General features: G+C 73.9%; 12 protein-coding genes. 3 read left to right on the top strand and 9 right to left on the bottom strand.

Going from position 1 to position 10,802, the window contains the following annotated elements:
- Positions 1-151: 151 nt before the first annotated feature.
- A complete protein-coding gene (gene ygfZ, locus UO65_RS16700) occupies positions 152-1,261 on the bottom strand; it encodes a CAF17-like 4Fe-4S cluster assembly/insertion protein YgfZ (protein ID WP_035283522.1) in 1,110 nt (369 codons plus the stop codon).
- Positions 1,258-1,638 (bottom strand): Fur family transcriptional regulator, encoded by a 381-nt coding sequence (locus UO65_RS16695; protein ID WP_052021263.1) that lies wholly within the window; start codon positions 1,636-1,638, stop codon positions 1,258-1,260. The genes ygfZ and UO65_RS16695 overlap by 4 nt, the downstream gene beginning before the upstream one ends.
- Positions 1,639-1,735: 97 nt before the next feature.
- On the opposite strand from UO65_RS16695, the gene UO65_RS16690 reads away from it, so the two are divergent.
- On the top strand, positions 1,736-2,581 hold the full coding sequence (locus tag UO65_RS16690; protein WP_035283520.1) for an aminodeoxychorismate lyase: 846 nt from the start codon (positions 1,736-1,738) through the stop codon (positions 2,579-2,581).
- 12 nt (positions 2,582-2,593) lie between these two features.
- Here the strand turns inward: UO65_RS16690 and UO65_RS16685 are convergent, their stop codons facing one another.
- Positions 2,594-3,487 carry a hypothetical protein gene (locus UO65_RS16685; protein WP_035283518.1) on the bottom strand — a complete coding sequence of 298 codons (894 nt, stop codon included), beginning with the start codon at positions 3,485-3,487 and terminating at the stop codon, positions 2,594-2,596.
- A 195-nt stretch (positions 3,488-3,682) separates the two neighbouring features.
- Between UO65_RS16685 and UO65_RS16680 the strand changes: the two genes are divergently transcribed.
- Positions 3,683-3,865: a DUF3073 domain-containing protein gene (locus tag UO65_RS16680; protein WP_035283516.1), complete on the top strand. Its 183-nt coding sequence runs from the start codon at positions 3,683-3,685 to the stop codon at positions 3,863-3,865.
- 324 nt (positions 3,866-4,189) lie between these two features.
- On the opposite strand, the gene UO65_RS16675 is transcribed toward UO65_RS16680, so the two are convergent.
- The 6 genes from UO65_RS16675 to purF all read right to left on the bottom strand — a co-directional run bounded on the left by UO65_RS16675 (position 4,190) and on the right by purF (position 9,896).
- A complete protein-coding gene (locus UO65_RS16675; protein ID WP_035283514.1) occupies positions 4,190-5,254 on the bottom strand; it encodes an NADH:flavin oxidoreductase/NADH oxidase in 1,065 nt (354 codons plus the stop codon).
- Positions 5,255-5,339: 85 nt separating this feature from the next.
- Positions 5,340-5,768 (bottom strand): alternative ribosome rescue aminoacyl-tRNA hydrolase ArfB, encoded by a 429-nt coding sequence (gene arfB / locus UO65_RS16670; RefSeq protein WP_035283512.1) that lies wholly within the window; start codon positions 5,766-5,768, stop codon positions 5,340-5,342.
- Positions 5,769-5,808: 40 nt separating this feature from the next.
- Positions 5,809-6,606 (bottom strand): hypothetical protein, encoded by a 798-nt coding sequence (locus UO65_RS16665; RefSeq protein ID WP_035283511.1) that lies wholly within the window; start codon positions 6,604-6,606, stop codon positions 5,809-5,811.
- Positions 6,603-7,112 carry a SigE family RNA polymerase sigma factor gene (locus UO65_RS16660; protein WP_035283509.1) on the bottom strand — a complete coding sequence of 170 codons (510 nt, stop codon included), beginning with the start codon at positions 7,110-7,112 and terminating at the stop codon, positions 6,603-6,605. Before UO65_RS16660 ends, UO65_RS16665 begins: the two co-directional genes overlap by 4 nt.
- A gap of 105 nt (positions 7,113-7,217) precedes the next feature.
- Positions 7,218-8,306: a phosphoribosylformylglycinamidine cyclo-ligase gene (purM, locus tag UO65_RS16655; protein ID WP_035283506.1), complete on the bottom strand. Its 1,089-nt coding sequence runs from the start codon at positions 8,304-8,306 to the stop codon at positions 7,218-7,220.
- 48 nt (positions 8,307-8,354) lie between these two features.
- Positions 8,355-9,896, bottom strand: coding sequence for an amidophosphoribosyltransferase (gene purF, locus UO65_RS16650; protein ID WP_035283504.1), 1,542 nt, complete (start codon positions 9,894-9,896; stop codon positions 8,355-8,357).
- 142 nt (positions 9,897-10,038) lie between these two features.
- On the opposite strand from purF, the gene UO65_RS16645 reads away from it, so the two are divergent.
- Complete coding sequence (locus UO65_RS16645; protein WP_035283502.1) at positions 10,039-10,704, top strand: TVP38/TMEM64 family protein; 666 nt, start codon at positions 10,039-10,041, stop codon at positions 10,702-10,704.
- Positions 10,705-10,802: the final 98 nt, after the last annotated feature.

The raw sequence follows: 10,802 nt of genomic DNA, 5'->3' as shown, positions 1-10,802 counted from the left end.
CTTGGCAGAGGGTCTTCTCCCCCAAAGAAACAACTCCACCCGATCCAGCCGTTCGCCACGTGGTTCGTGGTGGCTTCGAGGCTTCGTGAGGAGCGGGCCAAGCCGGGCTGGGGCGGGGCGAGCCGGGCTGGGGCGGGCTGGGCCGCCGGGGTCAGCCTCGGAGGCCCTGGGCGGCGGCTCGGCCCAGGGCGGGGGAATCGGCGGGGATGGCGTCGGGGTCGATGGCGGCGCTGGTGCCGGTTTCGCCGACGGTGAGGGGGGTGCCGGGTTCGATGGAGCGCTTGACCAGGGCGAGGGCGATGGGGCCCAGTTCGTGGTGCTGGGCGACCGAGCCGACCTTGCCGACCACGCGTTCGCCCGCGCGGACCTGGTCGCCCGGTTCCGGGACGGTGTCGGAGCCGTCGAGGTGCAGCAGCAGCATCCGGCGCGGGGGGCGGCCGATGTTGTGGACCTTCGACACCGTTTCCTGGCCCCGGTAGCAGCCCTTGGCGACGTGGGCGGCGACGTGGACCCAGCCGACCTCGTGCGGGATGGTCTTCTCGTCGGTGTCCAGGCCCGCGCGGGGGTGGGCGGATTCGACGCGGAGGGCTTCGAAGGCGAGGCTGCCCGTGGGGCGGGCGCCCGCTGCGGTGAGGCGCTGCCACCAGGTGAGCAGGTCGGCGCGGGGGACCAGCAGGTCCGCCGCGTCGGGGCCGGGCCAGGGCATCCGGCGGACGATGACACCCGCGCCCTCGGCGACCGCGTAGGGGCCGTCGGGGACCGGGAGGCCCGCCTCGGCCAGCAGGGCCGGGGTGTGCGGGCCGACCAGGGACAGCACCGCGCGTTCCGCCGTGGCGTCGCGGGGTTCGACCTTGGACCAGAAGATCATCTGCTCCAGGTACGCCAGCAGGGGGACCCGGCCGGGGCGGGCGCCGGAGGTCTGCGCGCCCGCCTCGGTGTCGAGCCAGACCGTGCCGTCGACGTGGGCGAGGAGCATGTGGGCTTCGACGCGGCCCTGGCTGTCGAGGATCAGCGCCTCGGTGCCCGCGCCCTCGGCGAGACCGGTGACGTGCTGGGAGATGACCAGGTGCAGCCAGGACAGCCGTTCCTCGCCGGGGACGGCGATGACCTCCCGGTGCGACCGGTCGACCACGCCGACCCCGCGGGTGGCGGCGCGCTGCTCGGCGAACGGGTCGCCGAAGTGCCAGGGGACGGCCGCGTCGGGGGAGTCGTCCGGGGCGGGGATGGCGCCGGGGAGGTCGAGGAGGGGGGAGCGGGTCACGGGTTCTCCTGGGAGCAGGCGCGGCAGGTGCCGGACAGCGCGAGGTGGCTGGCATCGAGGTGGAACCCGTGCCGGGCGCGCAGTGTTCCGCACAGCTCGTCCATCACCGCGCGCTCGGCCTCGTCGACGTGGCCGCAGCGGTGGCAGACCAGGTGGACGTGCTCGTGCTCGTGCACCGAGTAGGTCGGCGCCCCGTGGCCGAGGTGGGTGTGGCGGACGACCGCGAGGCTTTCCAGCAGCTCGAGGGTGCGGTAGACGGTGGTGATGTTGACCGTGGGGGTGGTGCGCTGCACGTGCTGGCAGACCTGCTCGGGCGTGGCGTGCTCGAGTTCCAGCAGCGCGTCGAGCACGAGCTGGCGCTGCGGGGTCATCCGCATTCCGCGGCCGTGCAGCGTGTCGCGCAGTTCAGCACGGCGCCGGGCTATCGGGTGCGCGGTTTCCACCCCGTCGATGTTATGCCAGTAGGGTTCCCCCATGCGCGTGCTGGCGATGCTGGACGGGACCGTCCTCGACCCCGACGCCCCCCACATCCGGGTCGACGACCTCGGCCTGCTGCGCGGGGACGGGGTCTTCGAGACCGTGCTCGTGGTGGACGGGAAGCCCCGGGAGCTGGGGCCGCACCTGGACCGGTTGGCGCGGTCGGCGGCGATGCTGGACCTGCCGGAGCCGGACCGGGCCGCGTGGGAGCGGGTGTGCTCGGTGGTGATTTCCGAGTGGCCCGCCGCCGGGGAGATGGCGCTGAAGCTCGTCTACACCCGGGGGCCGGAGTTCGGCGACGGGTCGACCACCTCGTTCGCGCTGGGGCTGCCCATCGCGGCGTCGCAGTTGCGGGCCCGGGTGTCCGGGGTCGCCGCGGTGACCCTGGCCCGCGGGTTCGACCCGTCCGACGTGCCGGGGGCGCCGTGGCTGCTGCTGGGGGCGAAGACGCTGTCCTACGCGGTGAACATGGCCGCCGGTCGCCACGCCGCCGCCCAGGGGGCGGAGGAGGTCATCTTCACCGCTGCCGACGACACCGTCCTGGAGGGGCCGACCTCCACCGCCGTGCTGGTGCGGGGGCGGACCCTGCGGACGGTGCCGCCGTCGAGCGGGGTGCTGGCGGGGACCACGCAGGGGGCGTTGTTCCGGGCCGCGGAGCGGGCTGGGTGGACGACGAAGGTCGAGCCGATCCCGGTGGCCGACCTGCGGGCGGCGGACGCGGTGTTCCTGGCGTCGAGCGTCCGGAAGATCACCCGGGTGCGGGTGCTGGACGGGGTGGAGCTGGCCGCGTCCCCGGAGCTGCACGCCGAGCTGAACGCGCTCTACGAGTCCGAGTACGCGTAGCCGGTCCCGGGATCAGTTGAGCTGTTCCCTGGCGGCGAGGTCGCCCCAGAAGTCCCGCAGGCGTTCGAAGCGGGTGCCCACCGTGGTGGGGTCGGAGTCCTCGATGGCCCGGAGGATGGCGTGGACGTCCTCGGCCGAGGTGTCCCCCTCCAGTTCCTCGTCGGTGAGGAGCTGGACCAGGCCGCCGTAGTCGAGTTCGACCGCCGAGTGCTCGTGGAAGTTCTCCAACCACTTGGCCGTGTCGGCGAGGACCTTGGCGGGTCCGCCCTCGCCGAAGGTGCGCGCGGCGAGGGCTCGGGCCCGCTCGGCCCGGCGGCGGGCGTCGGCCATGGCGACCCGCCAGTGGACCTGCCGGTGCGGGTCGGTGCGGGAGGCGGCGGTGACCACGTGCCGGTGGGCCGGGTCGACCAGGGCGAACCAGGGCAGGGGGACGGTCCAGGTCGTCGAGACCACGTGCACCGCGCCGTTGGGGAGGTCGCCCAGGACCGTGGCGGCCTTGGTCTTGGCGGACTCGGCGGTGCCCGCCAGGGCGGCGGCGCGCAGGACCGGGGTGGCGGTGGAGATGAAGCCGACCATCGCCGCAGCGGAGCGGGCGCGCAGGTCCAGCGGGCAGACCAGCGGGCCGGGGCCCACGGTGGCGTCCTCGACCGGGACCTCGACGGGGTCGATCACCAGGAGGTCGCGGACGGCGCTGGTGGACTGGCGGCCGTCGGGGAGTTCGCCGGGGAGGGTGCCCGGAGGCGCGTAGAGCTGTGACTTGAGCCACACCTCACGCTCGCGGCGGGCGACGTCCGAACGGTCCAGGGGAGTGCTCTCGACCGTGGCGCGCAGGCGTCCTGCCAGCGGTTCCGCGAACGCGGACAACGGCTCGTACACCCTCAGGTAGGCGACGAACGGACGGGACACCCGGTCATCGTTTCACGGGGGGTCGCCACCGCGGCGCCGGGGAGGGAAGTTCCCCGGGATGTCGGTTTCTGCACACCGTGCCGCGTCGCACGGAACCCCTTCGGCACGGTACGGTAGTTGGCAGGAATCAACTGTCGACATCTACGGGGCCGCCGTTCCCCCGGCCGCCCCGTCACTGTGCGAGGGGGTCGAGCCATGGGGCGCGGCCGAGCTAAGGCCAAGCAGACGAAGGTGGCCCGGGAGCTCAAGTACAGCTCACACCACACCGACTTCGACGCGCTTCAGCGCGAGCTGTCGAGTGGAGGGCCCGAAGACGGTCACACCAGTGACCGGTTGGAGGACTCGTCCGAGGACGAGTACGACGACTACCGGCGATGAAGCTAGGGTCCGGCGCCCACCGGCTCCGGACCCGACCCCGCATCCCCTCTCGTAACGCTGTGAAGGCCACCCCGACGGCCCTGGTCGCCGGGGTGGCCTTCACAGCGGGTCCAGGACGGTAGCGCGTCCTGGCCGGGTGGGGTCACCGTCGACATCACGGAGACGGCTGCGGCGTGGACCGGCACCCCGGAACACGCGGCAGCCCCTTCGCGTTCACCCCCGCCGCACCACGGCACCCGCGGTCTTCCGCGCTGCCCCGGGCCGTCGACCACACACCGCACCACCCCGACAGCGTCACCCGTCGGGGTGGTCATCGGCGTGTGCTCAGAACGCCCGCCCGTACTGGGCGGGCGGGGCCACCTCGTCGCCGAGGGCGGCGGCGGCGCGCAGCGGCCAGTACGGGTCGCGGAGCAGTTCGCGGGCCAGCAGGACCAGGTCGGCGGAGCCGTCGGTCAGGATGGCCTCGGCCTGCTGCGCGTCGGTGATCTCGCCGACCGCGCCGGTCAGGACGCCCGCCTTGTTGCGGATGACCGCGGCGAAGGGCACCTGGTAGCCGGGGCCGGTCTCGATGGGCGCCGACGGCACGTTGCCGCCGCTGGAGACGTCGATGAGGTCCGCCCCCGCGTCGACCAGGGCGCGGGCGATGTCGGCGCTGTCCTCGGCGGTCAGACCGCCCTCGGTCCAGTCGGAGGCCGACAGGCGGGCCAGGACCGGCACGTCCTCGCCGACGGCGGCGCGGACCGCGCGGACGACCTCCAGCGGGAACCGGAGCCTGCCCTCGGCGTCGCCGCCGTAGGCGTCGGTCCGGGTGTTCGACAGCGGCGAGAGGAACTCGTGCAGCAGGTAGCCGTGGGCGGCGTGCACCTCCAGGACCTCGAAGCCCGCCTCGACCGCGTACCGGGCGGCCTCGGCGAACTTCCGCACGACCTCGGCGATGTCGGCCCCGGTCAGCGCCGCCGGGGTGCGGTAGGCGTCGACGAACGGCTCGGTGGTCGGGCCGACCGGGGTCCAGCCGCCGTCGGCGTCGGCGACCCCGCCGCGGCCCTCGGCGAACGGGCTGTACGTGGAGGCCTTGCGGCCCGCGTGGGCGAGCTGGATGCCCGGCACGGACCCCTGCTCCTTGATGAACGCCGTGATCGGCCGCCACGCCTCGACGTGCTCCGGCGACCAGATGCCGGTGTCCTCCGGGGAGATCCGGCCGATCGGCTCGACCGCGCTGGCCTCGGCGATGACCAGCCCGGCGCCGCCGACCGCCCGCGACCCCAGGTGCACCAGGTGCCAGTGGTCCGGCAGCCCGCCGGTGGCCGAGTACTGGCACATCGGGCTGACCGCCACCCGGTTGGGCAGGGTGACCGAGCGCAGGTCGAGCGGGCTGAACAACAGGCTCACGGGTGTTCTCCTCCGACGTGGTTCGTGCTCTCGAAGGGTCCAGCGCCGAGCGGTCGGGGAGTTGTTCCCGGTGGTGAGCCGGTTATCAGTCGTCCGGGCGGACGCGGCGGCCCTGCTTGGTGCGGGACCGGCGCTTCTTGTCGGTGATCCTGCGCTCGCGGGAGCCGCGCGAGGGCTTGGTGGCCCGGCGGGGCGCGGGCGGCGGGGCGGCGGCGTCGCGCAGGAGGGCGGCGAGGCGGTCGCGGGCGGCGGCGCGATTGGCCAACTGGGCGCGGAACTCGCTCGCGGCGATCGTGACGACGCCGTCGACCAGGCGCGACGACAGCTTCGCCAGCAGCCGCGGGCGCAGGTGCTCGGGGACGGCCTGCGAACCGGCCACGTCGAAGGACAGCTCGACGCGGCTGTCGGCGGTGTTGACGCCCTGGCCGCCGGGACCCGACGAGCGGGAGAAGCGCTCGCGCAGCTCGCCCGCCGGGATCACCAGCGCGCGGGTCACCACCAGGTCCTCGGCCACACCACCAGTATGGCCGCGGCGGCCGGGTTCGGCGTAGCGGTTATCCCCCGGTGGCGCTCAGGCCCTCCACCAGGGCCAGGTCGACGACCGTGTGGGTCTCCAGCACCCGCGCCAGCCGCGACGGGAGGATGCCCGAGGCGGTCTCCTGCACGGTGACGTAGGTGTCGTCGGGGCGCAGCGAGGTGACGACGATCGACGAGGCGGCGTGGTCCTCCAGGACCCGCAGGACCGTGCCGTCCGGGTGGTCGTAGCGGGAGCAGACCAGGCTCGACCGCGTCGCGGGCGGGCACTCGGTCGCGGGCGGGACCCCCTCGGGGCCCCGGAGCTGCACGATGAGCCTGCGGTCGCCGGTCTTGGTGATGAGCCGGGCGGACAGGGTGCCCGTGGCGTCGAACCGGTACCACTCGCCGTGCGCGCCCTCCTTCCGCAAGATCTCCACGGGCCAGGCGATGGACGCGTCGCGCATGGCGGCGGAGTTGCGGTCGGCGGAGGTGGTCGCGGGGGCGGCGGAGTGCGTCGTCGTGCTGGTGGAGGGGGGTGTCGACGCAGGGAAGGTGGGCTTCGTGGGCTTCGTGGGCTTCGTGGTGGTCGCCGGGGCCGTGGGGGCGGCCGGGGGCATGGGCTGCGGGGAGGTGCTGAGCGCACCCGCGGCCAGCGTGCTGGTGCCGATGACGGCGACGGCGGTGACCGCCGCCAGGCCGTAGGCGGCGGTGCGGCGGCGGCGCACCCGGCGGCGGCCCTCGGCGAAGACCGCCTCGCGGTCCAGGGTGAACGGCGGCTCGCCCGCCACCGCCCGGTCGAGGGCGGCGCGGACGTCGGACTCGGTGAACTCGCTCATCGCAGCCCCTCCACGGCCACTCGCCCGTCGGCCAGCAGGGTGCGCAGGGTGGCGAGGCCCTTCGACGCCTGGCTCTTGATGGTGCCCTCGCTCTTCCCCAGCGCCTTGGCGGTCTCGGCGACGGACAGGTCGTCCCAGTAGCGGAGCACGACGACGGCGCGCTGGCCCGCGGGCAGCCGGGCCAGCGCCCGGCGCACGTCGACCGCGTCGTCCACCCCGGCGGGCGGCACGCCGACCTCGGGCAGCCGCTCGACGGCGTTCTCCCGCCTGCGGAACGCCCGCCGGGAGTCGTCGATGGCCGCGCGGACCATGACCTTGCGCGCGTACCCGTCGATGCCGGAGCCGCGGACCAGCCGGGGCCAGGCCGCGTAGATCTTGGCCAGGGTCGTCTGCACGAGGTCCTCGGCCCGGTGCCAGTCGCCGCCGCAGAGCAGGTACGCGGTCCTGCGCATCACGGCGGCGCGGCTGTCCAGGTACTCACCGAACTCGCTGTCGCGGTCCGACACGGCGGCCCCTCCCCTCGCGCGCTCCGAACGGTAGAACGGCGCGGGGCGGGGCCGGGTTGCCCCGGGGCTCGGATCAGCGGCCGGGGCCGTGCCCGGGGGCCGCGATCAGAAGCGCGGGTGCTCGCCCACGAGTTCGGCGCGCGGGCCGTCGGCGTCGGTGGCGGGGCGGACCTCGCCGAGCAGCCAGCACGGGACGTGCCGGGCGGTGAGCACGGCCAGCGCGCGGTCGGCCTCCTCCGGCGCGACCACGGCGACCATGCCGACGCCCATGTTGAACGTCCGCTCCATCTCCTCGCGGGCCACCCGGCCGCGCTGGGCGATCATCGAGAAGACCGGCTGCGGGGTCCAGGTGCCGCGCTCCAGGGTGGCGTGCAGGCCGGGCGGCAGCACCCTGGCCAGGTTCGCGGCCAGGCCGCCGCCGGTGATGTGGGCGAAGGTGCGCACCTCCGCCTCGGCGACCAGCGCCAGGCAGTCCTTGGCGTAGATGCGGGTCGGCTCCAGCAGCTCCTCGCCCAGGGTGCGGCCGAACTCCTCGACGTGCCCGGACAGCGGGATGCGGCCGATCTGCAGCAGCACGTGCCTGGCCAGCGAGTAGCCGTTGGAGTGCAGGCCGGAGGAACCCATGCCGATCAGCACGTCGCCGGGGCGGACCCGGTCCGGGCCGAGCACGGCGTCGGCCTCGACCACGCCGACGCCGGTCGCCGACAGGTCGTAGGCGCCGTCGGTCATCAGGCCCGGGTGCTCGGCGGTCTCCCCGCCCAGCAGCGCGCAGCCGGCCTGCACGCAGCCCTCGGAGATGCCCTTCACGAGCTGCGCGACCCGGTCCGGGAGGACCTTGCCGACGGCGATGTAGTCCTGCAGGAACAGCGGCTCGGCACCGCAGACCACCAGGTCGTCGACGACCATGGCGACCAGGTCGATGCCGACGGTGTCGTGGATGTCGAGCGCCTGCGCGACCGCGATCTTGGTGCCCACACCGTCGGTGGAGGAGGCGAGCACCGGCTCCTTCCAGCGGTCGAGCTTGAGCCGGAACAGGCCCGCGAAACCACCGATGCCGCCCAGGACCTCCGGGCGGGTGGCCTTCGCCGCCCACGGCTTGAGCTTCTCCACGGCCTCGTCACCGGCGTCGATGCTCACCCCCGCGGCCGCGTAGGTGGCGGACAGGGCGGGCTCGGACGCGAGGTTCTCAGTCATGGCTCGAATCAGGTCGGAGGCGGGCGGACCGGCGGGGCTGCCGGGCGATCAGGGGCGACGCAGGGCGTCCTCGGCACCGTACCCGGCGGCCGGGACGGGTGCGGCGGAGCCGGTCACACCCTTCTCGATCCCCTCCAGCAGGTGCTTGCCGATGAGCGCGTCGTCGGGCAGCGGGATCGGGTACTCGCCGTCGAAGCAGGCCGAGCACAGCCTGCTGCGCGGCTGCTCGCTGGCCGCGATCAGCGACTCCAGCGACACGTAGCCCAGGGTGTCCGCGCCGATGGAGCGGCGGATGCCGTCGAGGTCGAGGCCGTTGGCGATCAGCTCCGCGCGGGAGGCGAAGTCGATGCCGTAGAAGCACGGCCAGCGCACCGGCGGCGAGGCGATCCGCACGTGCACCTCCAGCGCACCGGCCTCGCGCAGCATCCGCACCAGGGCCCGCTGGGTGTTGCCGCGGACCACCGAGTCGTCCACCACGACCAGCCGCTTGCCGCGGATGACGTCGCGCAGCGGGTTGAGCTTGAGCCGGATGCCGAGCTGGCGGATGGTCTGCGACGGCTGGATGAAGGTGCGCCCGACGTAGGCGTTCTTGACCAGCGCGGTGCCGTAGGGGATGCCGCTGGCCTGGGCGTACCCGATGGCGGCCGGGGTGCCGGACTCCGGCACCGGGATGACCATGTCGGCCTCGGCCGGGTACTCCACGGCCAGCTTGCGACCGATCTCCACCCGGGTGGCGTGCACCCCGCGACCGGCGATCGTGGTGTCCGGGCGGGCCAGGTAGACGTACTCGAAGACGCAGCCCTTGGGCTCAGGGGTGGCGAAGCGCGACGAGCGCAGCCCCTCGGCGTCGATGGCGATCAGCTCACCGGGCTCGACCTCGCGGACGAAGGAGGCGCCCACGATGTCCAGGGCCGCGGTCTCGCTGGCCACGACCCAGCCGCGCTCCAACCGCCCCAGCACCAGCGGCCGCACCCCGTGCGGGTCGCGGGCGGCGTAGAGGGTGGACTCGTCGGCGAAGACCAGGCAGTAGGCGCCGCGCACGGTCGGCAGCAGCTCCATCGCCGCCTGCTCGATGCCCTTGTCGGCGGCCCCGGCGGCGAGCAGGCCGGTCAGCAGGTCGGAGTCGGTGGTGGCCCCGCGCATCGCGCCGACACCCAGCTCGGCGCCGCGGTCGCGCAGCTCGGCGGTGTTGACCAGGTTGCCGTTGTGGCCCAGGGACAGGCCGCTGCCGGTGGCCGTGGTGCGGAAGGTGGGCTGGGCGTTCTCCCAGGTGGTGGAGCCGGTGGTGGAGTACCGGCAGTGCCCGACGGCGATGTGCCCGCGCAGGCTGGAGAGCACCTGCTCGTCGAACACCTGGCTGACCAGGCCGAGGTCCTTGAAGACCACGATCTGCCTGCCGTCGGAGACGGAGATGCCCGCCGCCTCCTGACCGCGGTGCTGAAGGGCGTAGAGGCCGTAGTAGGCGAGCTTGGCGACTTCCTCGCCGCGGGCCCAGACCCCGAAGACACCGCACTCCTCGCGCGGCTCGGGCTCTGGCTGGTCGGGATCTTGCTGGGACGACGGGCCAGTTGCGGACTGGTCGGTGACCACTCAAGCACTCCCTAGGACGGAACTGGGCTCACCCCAAGTGTAAGTGCTGTTCGGCGGTGCACCGACCGCGGCGAGGTGGGCCGCGTCACCGGGAGGGTCGGCGGTGCGGTCCGCGAACCGGTCGCCGGATACCGTTGCGCGGGTGTCGGGACGCCGCGTGTTGATCGCACTGCTCGCCGTCGTGGTCGCGCTGGTCGTGGCGGGTTCACTGGTGCCCATCCCCAGCCCGGTCGAGGTCCGCGACTGGGCCGCCGGGTTCGGCTGGGCCACCCCGGTGCTGTTCCTGGCGGCGTACTCGCTGCTGACCGTGCCGCCGGTGCCGCGCACGGTGTTCAACCTGTCGGTCGGCCTGGTCCTGGGCGAGGGCTGGGGCATCGCCATCGCCATGGCGGCCACCACCATCGCCGCCGCCCTCGCCTTCTGGCTCAGCCGCGGCCTCGGGCGGCGGTGGGTCGAACCCCACCTGGAGCGGGCCGTGCTGCGGGCGGTGAACTCGCGGCTGACCGGCAGCGGGTTCGCCGGGGTGCTGGGGCTGCGGCTGATCCCGATGGTGCCGTTCTCGGCGATGAACTACTGCTGCGGGCTGTCGGAGATCCGGTGGCAGCCCTACCTGGCGGGGACGTTCCTGGGGTCTGTGCCGGGGACGGTGGCGGCGGTGCTGCTGGGGGACGCGCTGACCGGGACCACGCCGCCGGAGTTGCTGGCGGTGTACGGGGTGTTGGCGGTGGTGGGGGCGGTGTTGATGTGGGCGGCGTTGCGGCGGGCTCGGCCTGAGGTGCTGGAGCCGGTCGCGGTTTCTGGTTCCTGACCTGCGCTTCTGCGTGGCTGCTTTTCGAGCCCGGTCGTTTGGTTGGTGTGCCCGGGTGGGTGGATGTGTTTGGCCGGGGCCCCTATGGCGATCATGTG

It is taken from the genome of Actinokineospora spheciospongiae, assembly GCF_000564855.1.
Lineage (GTDB): Bacteria > Actinomycetota > Actinomycetes > Mycobacteriales > Pseudonocardiaceae > Actinokineospora > Actinokineospora spheciospongiae.
Note: the sequence above shows the minus strand (reverse complement) of the source record. Positions and strands in the feature narration are given on the sequence as shown.

What these genes read in the sequence shown, in the direction of transcription:
- UO65_RS16665 (WP_035283511.1), bottom strand. Translation starts at nt 6,606, where the DNA reads ATGAGCGAGTTCACCGAGTCCGACGTCCGCGCCGCCCTCGACCGGGCG.
- UO65_RS16690 (WP_035283520.1), top strand. Translation starts at nt 1,736, where the DNA reads ATGCGCGTGCTGGCGATGCTGGACGGGACCGTCCTCGACCCCGACGCC.
- UO65_RS16680 (WP_035283516.1), top strand. Translation starts at nt 3,683, where the DNA reads ATGGGGCGCGGCCGAGCTAAGGCCAAGCAGACGAAGGTGGCCCGGGAG.
- UO65_RS16695 (WP_052021263.1), bottom strand. Translation starts at nt 1,638, where the DNA reads ATGCGGATGACCCCGCAGCGCCAGCTCGTGCTCGACGCGCTGCTGGAA.
- purM (WP_035283506.1), bottom strand. Translation starts at nt 8,306, where the DNA reads ATGACTGAGAACCTCGCGTCCGAGCCCGCCCTGTCCGCCACCTACGCG.